Source organism: Lysinibacillus sp. FW301-JW8, assembly GCF_058788755.1.
The window spans coordinates 13,905-29,912 of record NZ_JBYTBB010000070.1 but is presented as its reverse complement, the minus strand read 5'-3'; the positions used below and the strand labels follow the sequence as shown (position 1 = coordinate 29,912).

At 37.4% G+C, this 16,008-nt stretch carries 16 protein-coding genes and 1 pseudogene; 2 read left to right on the top strand and 15 right to left on the bottom strand.

Features of this window, described 5'->3' with window-relative positions:
* Positions 1-258: 258 nt before the first annotated feature.
* The 3 genes from AC3WOM_RS22165 to AC3WOM_RS22155 form a co-directional block, all read right to left on the bottom strand.
* Positions 259-969 (bottom strand): cytochrome c biogenesis CcdA family protein, encoded by a 711-nt coding sequence (locus AC3WOM_RS22165; RefSeq protein WP_427545963.1) that lies wholly within the window; start codon positions 967-969, stop codon positions 259-261.
* Positions 970-988: 19 nt separating this feature from the next.
* The gene (locus AC3WOM_RS22160) at positions 989-1,726 is read right to left on the bottom strand and encodes an urease accessory protein UreH domain-containing protein (protein WP_492448372.1); all 738 of its coding nucleotides are present in this window, start codon (positions 1,724-1,726) and stop codon (positions 989-991) included.
* A gap of 501 nt (positions 1,727-2,227) precedes the next feature.
* Entirely contained in the window at positions 2,228-3,097 is an 870-nt protein-coding gene (locus AC3WOM_RS22155) for a LysR family transcriptional regulator (RefSeq protein ID WP_427545967.1), read from the bottom strand.
* A gap of 111 nt (positions 3,098-3,208) precedes the next feature.
* On the opposite strand from AC3WOM_RS22155, the gene AC3WOM_RS22150 reads away from it, so the two are divergent.
* Complete coding sequence (locus AC3WOM_RS22150; protein ID WP_427545969.1) at positions 3,209-3,982, top strand: sporulation protein; 774 nt, start codon at positions 3,209-3,211, stop codon at positions 3,980-3,982.
* 48 nt (positions 3,983-4,030) lie between these two features.
* Here AC3WOM_RS22150 and AC3WOM_RS22145 read toward each other — a convergent pair whose 3' ends face one another.
* The 6 genes and pseudogenes from AC3WOM_RS22145 to AC3WOM_RS22120 all read right to left on the bottom strand — a co-directional run.
* The gene (locus AC3WOM_RS22145) at positions 4,031-4,978 is read right to left on the bottom strand and encodes an ABC transporter permease (protein WP_492448371.1); all 948 of its coding nucleotides are present in this window, start codon (positions 4,976-4,978) and stop codon (positions 4,031-4,033) included.
* Positions 4,947-5,870 (bottom strand): ABC transporter ATP-binding protein, encoded by a 924-nt coding sequence (locus tag AC3WOM_RS22140; protein ID WP_427545973.1) that lies wholly within the window; start codon positions 5,868-5,870, stop codon positions 4,947-4,949. Before AC3WOM_RS22140 ends, AC3WOM_RS22145 begins: the two co-directional genes overlap by 32 nt.
* A 5-nt stretch (positions 5,871-5,875) precedes the next feature.
* A complete protein-coding gene (locus AC3WOM_RS22135) occupies positions 5,876-6,571 on the bottom strand; it encodes an ATP-binding cassette domain-containing protein (RefSeq protein WP_492448370.1) in 696 nt (231 codons plus the stop codon).
* 10 nt (positions 6,572-6,581) lie between these two features.
* Positions 6,582-6,938 (bottom strand): GntR family transcriptional regulator, encoded by a 357-nt coding sequence (locus tag AC3WOM_RS22130; RefSeq protein WP_427545977.1) that lies wholly within the window; start codon positions 6,936-6,938, stop codon positions 6,582-6,584.
* A complete protein-coding gene (locus AC3WOM_RS22125) occupies positions 6,935-7,720 on the bottom strand; it encodes a hypothetical protein (protein ID WP_492448369.1) in 786 nt (261 codons plus the stop codon). Before AC3WOM_RS22125 ends, AC3WOM_RS22130 begins: the two co-directional genes overlap by 4 nt.
* 106 nt (positions 7,721-7,826) lie before the next feature.
* Positions 7,827-8,057 (bottom strand): annotated as a pseudogene (locus AC3WOM_RS22120) (hydantoinase/oxoprolinase family protein); the annotation flags it as partial.
* A 180-nt stretch (positions 8,058-8,237) separates the two neighbouring features.
* Here AC3WOM_RS22120 and AC3WOM_RS22115 point away from each other — a divergent pair.
* Positions 8,238-9,104, top strand: a complete 867-nt coding sequence (locus tag AC3WOM_RS22115) for a pentapeptide repeat-containing protein (protein ID WP_492448368.1) — start codon at positions 8,238-8,240, stop codon at positions 9,102-9,104.
* 47 nt (positions 9,105-9,151) lie between these two features.
* Here the strand turns inward: AC3WOM_RS22115 and AC3WOM_RS22110 are convergent, their stop codons facing one another.
* From AC3WOM_RS22110 to AC3WOM_RS22085, 6 genes are all read right to left on the bottom strand, one after another.
* Positions 9,152-10,867, bottom strand: coding sequence for an FTR1 family iron permease (locus AC3WOM_RS22110; protein ID WP_492448367.1), 1,716 nt, complete (start codon positions 10,865-10,867; stop codon positions 9,152-9,154).
* A complete protein-coding gene (gene efeB / locus AC3WOM_RS22105) occupies positions 10,842-12,101 on the bottom strand; it encodes an iron uptake transporter deferrochelatase/peroxidase subunit (protein WP_492448366.1) in 1,260 nt (419 codons plus the stop codon). The genes AC3WOM_RS22110 and efeB overlap by 26 nt, the downstream gene beginning before the upstream one ends.
* Before the next feature lie 6 nt (positions 12,102-12,107).
* On the bottom strand, positions 12,108-12,977 hold the full coding sequence (efeO, locus tag AC3WOM_RS22100; RefSeq protein ID WP_492448365.1) for an iron uptake system protein EfeO: 870 nt from the start codon (positions 12,975-12,977) through the stop codon (positions 12,108-12,110).
* A gap of 163 nt (positions 12,978-13,140) precedes the next feature.
* Positions 13,141-14,340, bottom strand: a complete 1,200-nt coding sequence (locus AC3WOM_RS22095; RefSeq protein ID WP_492448364.1) for an MFS transporter — start codon at positions 14,338-14,340, stop codon at positions 13,141-13,143.
* A gap of 11 nt (positions 14,341-14,351) precedes the next feature.
* Positions 14,352-14,771 (bottom strand): MarR family winged helix-turn-helix transcriptional regulator, encoded by a 420-nt coding sequence (locus tag AC3WOM_RS22090; protein WP_427545991.1) that lies wholly within the window; start codon positions 14,769-14,771, stop codon positions 14,352-14,354.
* A gap of 286 nt (positions 14,772-15,057) precedes the next feature.
* Positions 15,058-16,005 carry a nuclease-related domain-containing protein gene (locus AC3WOM_RS22085; RefSeq protein WP_492448363.1) on the bottom strand — a complete coding sequence of 316 codons (948 nt, stop codon included), beginning with the start codon at positions 16,003-16,005 and terminating at the stop codon, positions 15,058-15,060.
* Between the last annotated feature and the right edge of the window lie 3 nt (positions 16,006-16,008).

The following is a 16,008-nucleotide window of genomic DNA, read 5'->3' as shown; positions in this document are numbered from 1 at the left end:
AACTTTAAATATTTTCTTCCCTCAAAAGAAAAGTAAAGTAAAAGCATGTTACTCACCATCATTAAATGGATAGAATAGTGTTTGGTACAATTCTAATCTATAGCTGTCAACCAACATTTTATACATAAAACTACTTTGTTACTTTACATAAAACCACCCACTTATTTTTCATAAAAAAACATTCACAAGTTGTTTTACCCACATTTGTGAAGGTCAAAGAATTTCTACTATGCACAAGTTAATACACCAATCAAAACATTAAAAACCAGTAAATCCATCAAAATATGGGCTTAACCAAATTGTGATGTACGTTAATCCATCAAAAAATAAAATAATACCAAGTACAACCATCAGATAGCCACCTACTTTTGTAATGACTGTGCTATATTTTCGTATCCATCCTAATTTCGTAATAAATTGTGATAATAGTAAAAATGGTATCGCAAACCCTAGTACGTAAACAATCATATAAAATACGCCAACATTAGGATTTTGGGAAGCCATCATAAAAACCGCTCCAGTAATAGGACCAGAACATGGTGTCCATCCTGCAGCAAATGCAAGCCCAATTAGTAATGAGCCAAAATAGCCTGTAGGTCTATTTTTAATAGCTAGTCTCTTCTCTTGCATCAGAAACTTCGGTGACAAAAAACCGATGATGATTAATCCGAAAATAACAATTAAAATAGCGCCAATTTGACGAAGTAAATCCTTATATTGAAAAAAGAACCAGCCTACTAATGATGAACCGTATCCTAAGAAGATAAAAATAATGGAAAAACCTAATAGAAAAAAGATTGTATGAAGCAAGCCAATTCGTTTTGATTTTTTGTTTTCTCCCTGTAGTTCATCCAATGACATACCCGTGATATAGGAAATAAATGCAGGGTATAGCGGTAAGGTACAGGGTGAAATAAAATTCAAAAATCCTGCACCAAATGCTAATAATATATTCAAGTCTGACAGCATAGTCGATAGCTTCCTTTCTTCAGTATAATGCCCAGTATATAATGGTATCTGTTACACCTATAATGATTAAAATTACACCCGCTACATTTTGAATTACTCTCCCCATTTTCATGCTAAATCGTATAATGACGCGTTTTTCATAAAAGAAATGAATCAGTGTCAACATGATCAAAAGTGGTACGGAGGTTGCTATACCAAAAATAGCTGGTAGAACTAAGCCATACGAAGTTGATGCAACCGTCGGCATTAGCCATACAAAGAAAAGTACGAACATTGTTGGGCAAAAGGCTAGAGAAAAACTAGCACCCATCAGCAGGGAGCCTATTTTCCCTTCTTTCAACACTGTTGGAATAAGAGAAGAAATTCGATTCAGAAATTTTAATTTAAAAATGCCAATAAGCACGAGACCCGTTATTAGCATAATTGGACCAATTGCCTGGCGAAAAACAGGAAAATACACAGTCATTTTCGTTTCAAAGGATTGACCAAATATCCATGCGAAAAAGCCTAATAAACTAAAGACAATAACCTTCCCAACTATAAAAAACACAATTTCCTGCCAATTACTTTTCATTTGCATAGTGCGATTCCCATAAAAAGTGATAGCGCTCATATTACCTGTTAATTGACAAGGAGCTAAAGCGCCTATTAAGCCAAGTAGAATCGCAATAATAAGCGGAGCATGCTCATAGGCATTCAAAAATTCTGATATAGGATTGCTTATGATTTGGCTTATATTTGACATCAAATTATACATATAAAACACCTACTATATTATTGATAATGTATGTTTATTTATCCGAATATTTCTTGGACCTGAGCGGTTTTCTCTTGCACCCGAGCACTTTTCGGCTATACCTGAGCGGCTCTCTCTTACACCCGAGCGCTTTTCGACTATACCTGAGCGGCTCTCCCTTGCACCCGAGCGCTTTTCGACTATACCCGAGCGACTCTCTCTTACACCCAAGCACTTTTTGGACCCCAGAGGCTTTCTCTTGAAACCGAGCGTTTTTCCTCTATACCTGAGCGCTTCTCTCTTAGACCCGAGCGTTTTTGGCAACACCTGAGCGGTTTTTCCTTGGCTTTATTCGGGTAGCTGAACACGTACTACACTATGAAAGGGATTGTCTTCCTACCTGTTTATACGGGTAATATCTAGATACACCTAATATATATAGTAAATATGAATAATTGATGCAGATTAGCGTTTTAACAGATACACTTTTGACCAAAGTATGTCTAATGCAGTTTTACAGCTCTAGTCACAAACTAGTTCATCATAAATTAGGTGACAAACCGCTAAAAAGTTCTCAATATCAGCTGACAAATATTTTACTAAAAAGTAGCTATTCGACATTATATGAGAAAATTCTTGTACGGAATAGCTATGTAATAAATTCTGTTGGTAATCAGCCTCAATGACACTTCTTGGCAAAAAGGCAATGCCAAGTCCATGCTTCACAAAATTTTTTATGACCTCAGTTTGATTAATATGCATGCTTTTATAGCGTTTAAATTGTTGTAATACTTGCTGGATGTCCTGCCAATAGGGTGCATATTCATGTGTTAAAATCATTTCTTGTTGTAAAAGCGTCAGCGCATCAGCCTCTTTTTTTGTCATCGGAGCAATTAATTGAAGTGGTTCCTGTGCAAGAAGGACGGTATGAAGGTCACGAGTTGATGTCAGTTTCGATAAACCAATATCCACCTCTCCTGTATAAACCGCCTCTCCTATTTCATTAGACTTTAATAGCTCGATCCTAATTTGTATGGATGGTTTCTGCTGTTGAAATGTTTGGATGATGGCTGGTAATGTAGAATTGGCAATTTGAGGGGCAACCCCGATCGTTAAATGGGACGTATATCCATGCAAAAAGGATTCCATATTTTGTATTCCTTCATCCACAGTCATTATCATTTTTTCTGCCTGTTGAAAAAAGTAAGCGCCAAAACGATTTAGTTTCACCTGCTTCCCCTGTCTATCAAATAACGTTGTTTGCAGTTCCTTTTCAAGATGCTGTATATGCTTTGATACTGTAGATTGTGTAATAAATCGTTGTTCTGCCGTTTCGCGAAAATTTTCTGTTCTTGCAGCAATTAGAAATGTTCTTATCCATTCTGTTTCCATCCCGACGCCCCATTTGTTTTTCATACATTATAACGAAAATTTTTTATATCTTGAAACCTTTTCAAAAAATGTGCGTATGTATAACTATTAATGTCAATTGGAGGAATACAGATGTCGTTTTTTAACAATGTTCTTGCAAGTATTGGGATAGGCTCTGCAACGGTTGATACACGATTAGAAAAAACTACATACAGAGCTGGTGAAGTAATGCGTGGCGAGATTATAGTACGTGGCGGGCAGGTTGAACAGCAAGTCGATACGATTTATTTATCGATCAATACGACCTATATTCGAGAAGCGAATGACAATAAATATACGGAAGTAGCGGCTCTACAAAAAATTAAAGTATCGGAGCCATTTGTTATTGCAGCAGGCGAAAGGAAAACCTTCCCTATTTCAATTACATTACCATTCGAAACACCGATAACAGCAGGCAAAACCCAAGTATGGATTCAAACAGGGCTTGATATTAAAAATGCAGTGGATCCAAACGATAAAGATTATATTCGTGTTCAGCCAACAGAGCTGGCTGCACATATTCTAGACGCTATAAGCTCACTCGGTTTCCGTTTGCGTGAAGCAGAGTGTGAACAGGCACCAGCTAGATTCCGCGGCTATTATCCATTCATTCAAGAATTTGAATTTGTGCCAACAGGACAATATCGAAATCATTTAGATGAGCTAGAAATTGTTTTTCTGTCACAGTCTAATCATTCAGCAGAAATATTGCTACAAATAGATCGTAAAGTTAGAGGCATTGGAAGCTTTTTCGCAGAAGCTCTTGATATGGACGAAAGCTATGTCAGAACCACGTTTACCAAGCATGATTTACCAATGATTGAAACGAAGCTACAGCAAATTATTGCCAAGCATTTAAAAGGATAAAATAGAAAAACACGGTATGAAAATTAACTATTTCATACCGTGTTTTATTTATGCTGTCACATCGCGTTTCATAAAGGATGTATAGCTGATTACAAGGAAAATAACAGCATAAATCGCTAGGACAGTAAGTGAGAATGGCATTGTGATACCTTCTATTACAGGATTTCCTGATTCATATTGCGTTAAATTTGAATGCGTCAGCCAAATGTATTTGACAATTTCATATCGACTTAAGAACATCACAATCATTCCGCCTGTAAACGATAAGAACATCGTTAAACCAATCGCTAAAGAGCTTGAGCGGAAAACTGAGCCCACTAAGAATGCAAATAAAATTGACATCACAAAGTCACCGCCAGACAGTAAATAATGATATCCCAAATCATTCCATATTGCCTTTTCGACAATTTGTCCATTGACCATCTCTAACTCGACTCCTGCTCCATTGCCGAATAATAGAAATCCTACTATAGCACTTACTACAACATTAATCACAAATAAAAACAATCCAAAAATAAAAGTTGTAATTAATTTGGAGGTTAATATTTTTGCACGCGACATTGGACGTGTTAACAGCATTTTAATAGTACCGGTTGAGAATTCAGTCGAAACAATACTTGCTGCTGTAATCACTGTAAATAATGTAACTAAAGTGAGCATATTACTCGTAAAAGACATAAAGCTTGTGAGACTTCCCTCTTTTTGAGACGGCACATTATGCGCTAAACGATACTCTGATATTGCCATTTGCTCCTCGAAATATGTTTTATCTGCTGGAGACAAATCATCTCCTGCTAACATTTCTTTATAGTTAATAATGGCCAGTTGCTCATTTTCTTTCCATGAAATATCCTCTGAATCTTTTGTTTCATAGTATTTCATTATAATACCAGGTCCAATAATAAAAAGGATTACTAATGCGGTCATCGCCCAAGTCCCTTTTTTATACCACAATTTCATCCATTCATTTTGAATTAGCTTCAGCAATTTGGCCACCTCCTGTCATTTCTAAGAATTGGTCCTCTAATGTTTTTTGATGTGGTTGTACAGCGAATAATTGGATTCCTTCATTAACGAAGTGTGTTATGAATGATGGTATATCTTCTTTCTTTATTTCCACAACGTAGCCACTATTTTCTGTAACAAAATTTATATCGAGCTTTTTAAGGAGCGATACAGCTTCGTCATTAGGAGTAGCCTCAATATAATAAAACGAAGAATTATTACTATGAATGTCACGAATATCAATTAATTTACCATTTTGAATGACAGCTACCCGATCACACATTAATTCGATTTCAGATAATAAATGACTGGAAACAAAAACAGAGACGTCATCCTCAGTCGCAATTTTCCGTAAATACATACGGAATTCACGAATACCAGCCGGATCAAGCCCATTTGTAGGCTCATCTAAAATTAAAAACTTAGGTCGATGAAGCAATGCCTGGGCTAGTCCTAAACGTTGACGCATTCCAAGAGAATACGTAGATACTTTTTCATGAATACGTTTCTCAAGACCCACCTGATTCACTACCTCTTGAATGCGCTCCTTTGTCACATTTTTATGCATTCGCGCAAAATGCAATAAGTTTTTATAGCCCGTCATAAACTTATACATTTCAGGATTTTCTACAATTACGCCGACCTTACTAATTGCCTCCTCATAATTCTCCTGTAGAGAAAGACCATCAATGATAACCTTCCCCTCCGTCGGATGCATAAGCCCCGTCATCATACGAATAGTTGTCGTTTTACCTGCACCATTTGGTCCTAGAAATCCAGTAATTTGCCCTGGATATAAATCGATATTCAATTGCGATATTAATTGTTTACCACGAATAATCTTTGATAAATTTTGCAATTGAACAATTGGTTGTGTTGTCATTAATTTCATCCTTTCTTATAGTAGGCCTTCATCCATTGCACTGCATCCTTATTCGTCTCATCTCGAATCCTTTCAACTTCCTCATGTGCAATAATCGAGCCATTTTGTAGTAAAATGATTTGATCTAAAATCGGCTCTACCTCATATAGCTCATGGGTGGATAAAAGAATTGTTTGATGTTCCATATCAGTAAATTGAATGAGCCCTTTAATGAGTTGCTCACGAACAATTGGATCAAGCCCAGCAAACGGCTCATCCATTAAATAAAATGGGACCTCTCGTCCAAGCGTTGCGGCCATTTTCATACGACCACGGTTTCCCTTAGATAGCTGTCTTAATCTCATTTTTTTATCAACTTGCAAAAACTCTGCAACGATACAGGCCTTATCATATGAGAAATCCTCGAATTGAGAGGAATAGTGCTGAAAAAGCTGCTCTCCAGTATAAAAGTCAAAAAATAAATCTGTATCTGGTAAATAGGCAATTTGATCGGCACTTCTACGAGTAACTGGGGTACCGTTTTGTAAAACCTCACCACTTGATGGAAGTAATAAGCCAGCTAATACTTTTAAAAGTGTTGACTTCCCACTACCATTTTCTCCAACTAGACCTATGATCTGGCCAATTGGTAATGAATAAGACACCTCTTGCAGTATTGTTTTTTTCATATAACGAAAAGAAACATTTGAAAGCTGTAGCATTTATCTCACCTCACGATTTATTTTGCAAAACAATCAGCATCTCTTCCTTTGAAAACCCAAGTGCTTCAATGGATGATAAAAAATTATCTGCTAATTGATTTTTCATATTTTCTCGCAACACAACAATTCGCTCTTCATTCGTTGTGATAAATGTACCTTGCCCCCGTTTAGTTTCCGTTATATTCATCGCCTCTAACTCCTTATATACACGTTGCACTGTATTGACATTAACCCCTGTCTCTACTGCATACTCTCGAACAGAAGGAAGTCGGTCCCCAAGTGCTAACATTCCTTTTAAAATATCTCCACAAATGCGATCAACAAGCTGGCTATAGATTGGTTTATCTCGTGAAAAATCAAGTGTCATCGTAAAACCACCTTTTCAAGCCACTTTGTAGCAATGATAAATAGCAATACGAGTAAAATGGAAAGGGCTAGTTCCTCTACTACATACAATGTTCCAAGTCTAAACTCCATTGAGGGCAACTTGGATTTTGGCAAATACTGTTCAAGCCAGCTTAACGAGATACCTATATGTTGTAAAATTTTAACATATATTAAACTTTCAGTAAATCTAAACCATAGATAAATGCTTGCAAAAAAGGCCCCCATCAAAAGAACGATAGCAAAACGGCCGATAAAGTACTTCATTTGGAGATAAAATGCTAAAAATAGAAGTATGATTACAAATAGCGTTAATTGAAACACTGCAATAATGGCTACCACGATTACTAGCAATAACAATACCTGCCCATAGCTGGCTATAAAAGCAGCTTTTAATGAATAGATAGCAATACCTGTAAAAAGAATATTAAAAATTGTATATCCCGTTAAGGAAAAAACAATTTTTACACCTATAAGCTGTTGAATAGAGCTTGTTGAGTGCAGCCATATTTCTTTACTTCTTAAATCCAAACGTAAGCTAGCCAAAAACTGCAATACAGAATAAAAACCTCCTAAAGCAAGGACTAGAAAAGTAAAAGCAAATGGAAGTTGATTATCCTCTGTAAATCCATCGCCATATCGTTCTATTAAATACGGAGCAACTATGGATATTAAGATTCCTAAAAAGACCCCCACATATAACCATGCCCGAAAGAGCACCCATTCCTTTTTGAATTGCCCAACAAAACTTTTCAATGTAAACACCTCGTGTCATAGTGTACTAGTCAAATATTACACTAGGACTTTTTGAATTGCAAGTGCCAAAAAAAGCAAAAGGAAGAATCTGTTTATCAAGACTCTTCCCTTTGCTTTATTTCATTTTCCCTACTACTTTAACCTTTAATCTTGTTGCATTTTCAGGATGGTACGCAAGGGGTGTTTCTTCCACTTCCACTAGTTCAATCGTTTCTGAAAGTGCACCTGCTAAAATGGTCTGCTTCACTGCCTTATCCTGTGCATCCTTTAATGAATCTTCACGCGGCTCTCTTGAATAAATATAAATCTGTTCATATTGACCACTAAATTCGGCGATGGATTGGCCCCACCACTTTCTTTTCTTTAAATTCTTTTATAAAACAAAACAGCCATTCTACCTTCGAGTATCTTTGTGATGCTTTTCAAAAAGAACACCACATTCTCTAATGGTTTGTGGACGATAGAACTGACAGAAAGATAGTGGTAATATAATCTATAAGTTTATGAATAAGTGAGGAAAATAACGATGTCCAAGATAAACAAAATAGATTATTCAATTGGAAAAAAGATACGTGAAGATCTTCAGGCAGATTGTCAAAATTGTTTTGCCTTATGCTGTACAGCTTTAAATATTGTTGCTTCTAGCGACTTTGCGATGAATAAACCTGCAGGTATTCCCTGTCAAAACTTACAATCCGATTTTAGCTGCCAAATTCATGGTACCCTTAGGGAAAAGGGATTTAAGGGATGTACCGTTTTTGATTGCTTAGGAGCAGGGCAAAAGGTTTCACAAACAACCTTTCATGGACAGGATTGGCGCCAGCACCCTGCGCATGCTGACGCAATGTTTCGCGTATTTCCAATTATGGAGCAATTATTTGAAATGATTGCTTATATTGCAGAGGCATTATCCTATAAGGTTGACGCTCAGTTATATAATAGATTACTTGAACAATTAGAAAAACTTCAATTTGCTACGGAATTAGATGCAGCGACATTATTAAAAATTGATATACCTAATTATAGAATGCCTGTTAATATGTTATTACTTGAAACAAGTACTCAGATTCGTCAACACTTTATAAAAACAGCTACTGGCAAAGCCTCTCGAAAGTATAGCTATCGAGGAGTAGATTGGATGGGCAAGAATTTAAAGGGCAAAGATTTACGTTCTACGGATCTAAGAGGAGCTTATCTAATTGCAGCTAATCTTCAGCAGGCTGATTTACGAGGAGTCGATTTTATCGGAGCTGATTTACGAGATGCTAATTTACGAGGTGCTGATCTTTCTACAGCTATGTTTTTAACTCAAATGCAAATTAATTCTGCCCAAGGAGATAAGCTGACTCAATTGCCCTCTCACTTAAAACATCCTCCCCATTGGCTTGCTTAATTAGAAAAAGGGTAGATGAACGAGTATACCTCCATCTACCCTGCTTTTTATTTTTGTTTCTTTTTATAGATAATTGTCGCTACAACTAGTAACAGTAAAACCGCTTGTCCAAGTATGGTTTCAACCGTAGGATAGAATCCTATGAAGCTGACTACCGGCAAACCATCTACAATTGTGGTTGATACAGAATCTCTTAATTGGAGTGTATGCAGACTGACACCAATAATTTTAAAGGCCAATACATATATCAACACGGTAGCCACAGCAAAGAATTTATGAATTGGAATTTTCCCACTTGCTTTAAATAGCACAAGGGCAAAGACTGCCAAAATAAGAAGGGCTACTACAATACCTAGCACAAATTGAGAAGTCTCCATTTTTGGAGCAATCCCTGCGTAAAAAACAAGCGTTTCTGCTCCTTCACGGAAAACTGATAAGAAGCTAATAGCTGCCATAGCAAAGACAGAGCCACTGGAAATAGCACTACCTATTTGTTTAGAAATATAGCGATTCCAGCTCGCCACACTTGATTTACTATGCAACCAGATTCCCACACCAATCATCATGGCTGCAGCAAGTAAGCCTACATAGCCTTCCATTAACTCCCGATTTGTATCGATTGTTGCTGAGTTTAAAATAGTCGACATTAGAATTGCCGCAACGGCAGACAGCAGAACACCAACAAATGCGCCAACATAAATCCATTTGCGCATCTTCTTTTGTCCTGATTTATCAAGGAATGACACCAAGGCCAAAATAATGAGCAGCGCCTCAAGTCCTTCGCGAAGTAATATTAATGCTGCATCCCATATTGTATAATCCGAATCACCTTGAATAAGCTCGATTTCGGTACGAAAATTTTCTAATTTTTTTGTAATGGCTTCTTTATCAACAGAGGATTTTAATAAATCGCTCGCAATAATGGGCATATCACTTTCAATTTTTGTATAAAGACTACCGTTTCGTGTAGAGATTTCTATTTCAATACTTGGCCAGACTGTAATAAATTCACGAATTTTCTCAGAAGCAGCCTTATAATCTTCAGCATCAATAAAATCATTAGCTTCATCAATATAAGCAATTAATGTAGCCAAAGAAAATTCTCCCTCTACTAATTCTGCTGTTTCTTTGCCTGCCACAAAATCATTAATTGTTTGTTTTAAATCTGCAAATTGAGACTGCATTAGACTAATATCAGGCTCTTCAGCTGAAATAGAGATACGCAGAAATGCCATTTGTGTTTCAATTTGCCCATACATCGCAATACTTTGCTCTCGTATAGGTCGTTCACTTTTATTCCATTTTATATTAAAATCCTTGTAAGCTTCATCAATCTCCTTGATATTTCCACTTGCTAAAGCCTTTTCAAAGTCTGCCATAATGGGCTTAAACTTTTGTCCAAACTCTGCCCGCTGTGCTGCTTTATCTACTGGATTTTCAAGTTTTTCTAAGTTTCGTAGTGCATTCGACAGTCCGGAAAGTGCCTCCAAACGTTCATCTTTGGAAGTTGCCTCCGTTGCTTGAAGAAGGATCTCATCAACCTTTACTTTCGCCTCTTTTTGCTCAGTAGTAACTTTAGCCCAGTCTGTGGCAAATTGTTCAATTGCCTGCTTTGCCTCAGTTTCATTATCCTGCTTCGTATTCATCAGTGCATCACTGATCGCAATATATAAATGACTATAAGATTGCGCTGCTTGCACTGGTACAGCTAATGTCAGTAGTAAGCAAATAATCAAACTACAGCGCGTTAAAAAGTGCTTCACCTAAATAACTCCCCTTTTGTACACCAGGGAAGCAAGCAAACACAGCACTGCCTCGATGGGTAATGTATTCATTCATTTTATCCATTCGCCCTAAACTATTTTGAATGGCTGTAAATTGTGCTGGGTCTTTTTGAAAAGAGATGAATATTAGCCCTGCATCATGTGCACCAGTATTCGACATAACGCCAGATGCGTAAGAATAAGAGCGACGTAACATACGGGCACCTGATTTTCGTGCCAAATGTACATGAGATGTATCTGGCATAATATACTCACCTTTACTATCTTTTGCCTCTACATCAAAATCATCAAATTCCTTTGTTTTACCAAGCGGAGCACCACTATCACGATAGCGACCAAATGTTGCTTCCTGGTCCTTTAAAGATGTACGATCCCATGTTTCAAGATGCATTTGGACTTTACGTGCAATCAAATAAGAGCCGCCTTTTAGCCAGCCTTTATCAACCCAAACAACCTCATTTAAATCCTTCTCATCTGTAATCGTTGGATTCACAGTTCCATCCTTGAATGCAAATAGATTTCGCGGTGTTCCTCCACCAGCAGGAAACGAGTTAAAACCTGCCTGCGACCATTTAACCTCCACTTTACCAGAGGCTGCACGTACTAAATTACGCACGGCGTGGAATGCTACCTGTGGATCATCCGCACAGGCTTGAATACAAAGATCACCGCCAGTAAATTCCTTTTGCAGCTGATCTTTCGGGAAATGAGGCAAATCCTTTAACTCCGCAGGCTTCAAATGCTGAATACCAAGCTTATCAAACAAAGATGGTCCTACACCAATCGTAATGGATAGATTGGAAGCATCTAAGCCATCTGCTTCTCCTGTATCGCCTGTCGGAACTCTAGTATTCTTTGTTAAATCGACCATTAACTCACCATTCATTAAACGTACAACAAGAGGTGTCCATTGTTTGAACAACTCTTGTAGGTCTTTCTTAGATGTCAATAAAACATCCAAAGAAGCAAAATAAATATTTGTTTGTACAGGCGTAGTGATGCCTGATTGATGCTTGCCATAAAAATTAACTTTATTACTAGCAGTTGTGCTGTCAGCAACAGGCTCAAAGACATCATAGCCCATTACTTTCATGACACCGCCTAAGCCAGAGGCACCAATTGCTGCACCCGCTACACCAATGCCTGTAAGCTTTAACATTTCACGTCTAGATATTTTTTTATTAATCCATTTTTCATCGTTTGACGCTGTCATTTTATATCACTCCAAAATAATGCCCATTTGACTTAATGGTTCACCCAGTTGATTAACAGCTGCTGCAAGTGCTTTAGTATTTTCCTCCGTTAACTCCTCATAGGAAACATAGCCACCATCAGCTGTTGCATGTTGTGCTAATAAGTCATCCACTGCTTTAAATTTTTCATCTAAAGTTGCTACTAGTTCTTTGTCTTTTGCCTCTAATTTAGAGCGTAGAATTTCAAAGATTTTTTCTGCGCCTTCGATATTAGCCTTAAAGTCATAAAGGTCAGTATGAGAGTAGATTTCTTCTTCACCAGAGATTTTAGATGTTGATACTTCATTTAATAAATCAACGGCACCAGTGATCATTAAATCTGGTGTCACTTCAACTGTTTGAACTAATGCATGTAATTCTTTTGCATCTGCTAATAATTGATCGGCAATTGCTTCATAGCCTGCCGTTTTATTTTCTACCCATAGCGCATATTCAAGCTTATGATAGCCTGTCCATTCTTCCTCGCCCTTACCTTCTTCTTGAATATCCGCTAAACGACCGTCGATTCTTGGGTCAAGGTCGCCAAAGCTTTCTGCAATTGGCTCAGAACGTTCGAAATACATACGTGCTGGTGCATAAGCTGCTTTTGCGCCTTCAATGTCGCCCGCTTTAAATAGTTTCACGAATTTTTCTGTTTCCAGCAGGAATTGATCCATTTGCTCTAAAGCAAATTTTTGATAGGCTGATAGTTCAGCAGATAAGTCCACTTCTTCTTTTACTGTATCTGCTTGCTCTGTTTGTGGCTTTTCTTCCTTTTTTGCTTCATCTGTATTGCCGCAGCCAGTCATAATGATACCCCCTGCAACTAATACTGACAATAACGATGTTTTCTTCATGCTAAAATACCTACTTCCGAATTAGTTTATATTGAGAATGATAATGATTATCATATTTGATTGCAAGAAGTATTTTTATTTAAAGAAAAAAACGTCATTTTATAGTTGAAATTTATACACAACTAGCAAAAAGACGTTTTTTCTACAATATAATGATTCTAATCTATGAAATTTTTGCTTGTTTCAAGTTTTCATATTTCCCATATAAGAAATAATAAAGCATAATTGATAGTAATATTACAAATATCATTGCGAAGAAAATAGCACCGTAGCCCATTGAAGGAACGAAGAACCCTAAGAAGTATGGACCAACACCTAAGCCGAAATCATACAAAATAAAGTATGTAGATGTCGCAAGTCCTAAACGTTCATTAGGTGTTACCTTGATGGCAATTGCTTGTGCTACAGAATTGAAGTTCCCATAGCCAACCCCAATACATGCAGCAGCGATTAAAAAGGCTATTGTAGTTGTCGCTGAGCTAAAGGCATACATGCCTATCGCAAAAATGACTAGACAGGGATAAATAATTATATTTGCTCCTCTAGCATCTAATAATTTTCCTGTAAATGGACGAGTTGCTAAAATAACAACGGCATAGATAATAAAGAAATAACTTCCCGCTGTCACCAAATCAAGCTCTTTTGCGTAAAACGTCATAAAGGACATTACACCAGAGTAGGCAAAGCCAATAACAAGCGCTACGAACGCAATTGGTAATGCCCGCATCTCAATAAAGTTTGATACCTTAAAGCCAGCTTTCACTGTTGCTTCTGTTGCTTTCTTAGGCATGTATGGCACCGTTACGATGAAATACATTAAAAAGCAAATAATTGCTAAAACTGAATCAACAGCAAAAATCATACGATAATCCTCAAACAACTGTGTCAAAAGAATCCCAATAAATGGACCAATCGCAGTTGCTAAAATTGCACTTAAACTGTAATAGCCAATTCCTTCTCCACGACGTTCAGAAGGTAAAATTTGTGCAATAATTGTTCCCGTTGCTGTACTTGCCACACCTAGTGCAATCCCCTGCACTAAACGATTCAGCATTAGTAAGGGAAGATTACCTGCTATAAAATAGGACATTGTTGACAGCATAAAAAGTAATAATCCGCAGAACAATGTTTTTTTACTACCCCAGTCACCTATAATACGTCCTGCACCAAGGCGCCCAAACAATGTCCCAATAATAAAAATACTGGATACTAACCCTGCTGTACTTGTTGAAGCATGAAATTGCTCTACCGCATAGGCTGCAATCGTCACCATTAATAAATAAAAAATTAAGGTAATCGTAAAATTGATAAGGGAGACGATTAAAAAGTCCTTTGTCCAAAGTTTCTGTCTAGTTGCTTCCACATTGCTCTCTCCTATTGATTGATATTCATACAAATTCTTGCTAAAACCTGTGTCGCAATTTCAATATCTTGCTGTGGTACATTTGCAAGTGCCTGCTCAAAAAACGGATTCAGCTGCGACTTTATTTCCTGCACAAGCTCTTCCCCATACGTCGTTAAGTGCACAAGCTTTTCACGCTTATCCTTACCCGCTACAGTTTCCACATAGCCTAACTCAACAAGCTTATGGACAAGCTTCGTTACACTTGGCTTCTCTATAGACATAAAATTAGCAATATCTACAAACGAATGAGGACCTTTATCCTTTAAGAAACGAAGTACTGCCCATTGCGAGCTATATAACTGATATGGTTCAAGTTGTACATTCAACTGATTGATAAACGGCCTATACATTAAACGGTATTGATTGAAAAATTCCTGTTCCACTGTCATAAGATCACTTCCTTCACTATTGGTTAGCCTAGCTAACTATATACCTAAAAAATTTATTTGTCTAGTAGGAAATGAGCGAGTGACTGCTGGAGTAATGGTCTTTTTATACGCTAAATTAGCGTTCATGCTATCCAACTACTAGTGCGTTATCCTTCACTTTTCCTCATCTATCCATCACTTTGCACGTTCTATCCGCCACTTTTAAAGTGCTATCCCTCACTTTGCGCGTGCTATCCGTCTCCAACCTTATAGCTACAATTCAGACAGCTAGAATTGTAACTTGTATCTAATCCATAATCCAATACTTTCTGTACCTTTTTGTACCCTCCGCTTTCAGAGGTAGTTGCTGCAACAATTTGTACGCTAGGTTAGGAGAATCTATAGAAAAGAACTCGCAAAAACTTTGATTCGTTAGCTTTGGACCAACTAGTAATCGATAATCCTCAAGCGTCCTATTCAAAGCACCGCAATCCACCAATCCACACCTTGGACAAAGCCATTTTTTGTAGTGGTATCTCAATGGCTGACCATCCACACAATCTGTACATAACACTCCCTTTACAATATCCTTAAGAGGCACATTAATCTCTCTTTTAACCCTTGTGTGCATAGATAAGAGAAGGTCGGCAAAACGGAATAGATCTTCTCCCTTCTTTACACTGGGTTGATGCAGCTCTAACCATTTTTTCATTTGAGAGCGTAACCCCGTCACATGAAATATAGGCAGACCCTTAAAATTTTCTGTTAAAATACCGTTCTTCGTTGCCATCACCACTGCATGCAGAACAGGTAAATCAAGTCGTTCTTGTTGTTTCAACCTTTTCATCCATGCTACATGGCGTTCAAGCTGTTGAGATGGGTCAGACATCCCTTCCATAGTGCCATCTGCTGTTGTCCGTATAAATTGAGAGAAAGGTGCATCATAGGAGAGAATTCCTGTTATATTCTTAATCTCTAGGATGAGTAAAAAGTGAGAACAGAGAAAAATGGTGTCCATTTGGTGGGTAGAACCAGCATGATTCATCACTTGATAATCATGGAGAAAATAATGAGGGGATGGTAAATCTAATTCTTGCCATTCTGCATCCACACGGTGTTCGCCAGCGAAGCCTGCTTGCATGCGTCGTAAGTAATCATTATAAATGGAGTACTCATTATGGGTTCTAGGCAATCTCCTTACAATTACCTCTAGTATTTTCTGTAACTCCGAAATTTGTCGTGCTAATAGAATCATTTT

Excerpts from the sequence above, each read along its gene's own strand:
- AC3WOM_RS22165 (WP_427545963.1), bottom strand. The coding sequence starts at position 969 with ATGCTGTCAGACTTGAATATATTATTAGCATTTGGTGCAGGATTTTTG.
- AC3WOM_RS22140 (WP_427545973.1), bottom strand. The coding sequence starts at position 5,870 with ATGACAACACAACCAATTGTTCAATTGCAAAATTTATCAAAGATTATT.
- AC3WOM_RS22155 (WP_427545967.1), bottom strand. The coding sequence starts at position 3,097 with ATGGAAACAGAATGGATAAGAACATTTCTAATTGCTGCAAGAACAGAA.
- AC3WOM_RS22135 (WP_492448370.1), bottom strand. The coding sequence starts at position 6,571 with ATGCTACAGCTTTCAAATGTTTCTTTTCGTTATATGAAAAAAACAATA.
- AC3WOM_RS22090 (WP_427545991.1), bottom strand. The coding sequence starts at position 14,771 with ATGACAGTGGAACAGGAATTTTTCAATCAATACCGTTTAATGTATAGG.
- AC3WOM_RS22150 (WP_427545969.1), top strand. The coding sequence starts at position 3,209 with ATGTCGTTTTTTAACAATGTTCTTGCAAGTATTGGGATAGGCTCTGCA.
- AC3WOM_RS22160 (WP_492448372.1), bottom strand. The coding sequence starts at position 1,726 with ATGTATAATTTGATGTCAAATATAAGCCAAATCATAAGCAATCCTATA.
- efeO (WP_492448365.1), bottom strand. The coding sequence starts at position 12,977 with ATGAAGAAAACATCGTTATTGTCAGTATTAGTTGCAGGGGGTATCATT.
- AC3WOM_RS22085 (WP_492448363.1), bottom strand. The coding sequence starts at position 16,005 with ATGATTCTATTAGCACGACAAATTTCGGAGTTACAGAAAATACTAGAG.
- AC3WOM_RS22130 (WP_427545977.1), bottom strand. The coding sequence starts at position 6,938 with ATGACACTTGATTTTTCACGAGATAAACCAATCTATAGCCAGCTTGTT.
- efeB (WP_492448366.1), bottom strand. The coding sequence starts at position 12,101 with ATGACAGCGTCAAACGATGAAAAATGGATTAATAAAAAAATATCTAGA.
- AC3WOM_RS22115 (WP_492448368.1), top strand. The coding sequence starts at position 8,238 with ATGTCCAAGATAAACAAAATAGATTATTCAATTGGAAAAAAGATACGT.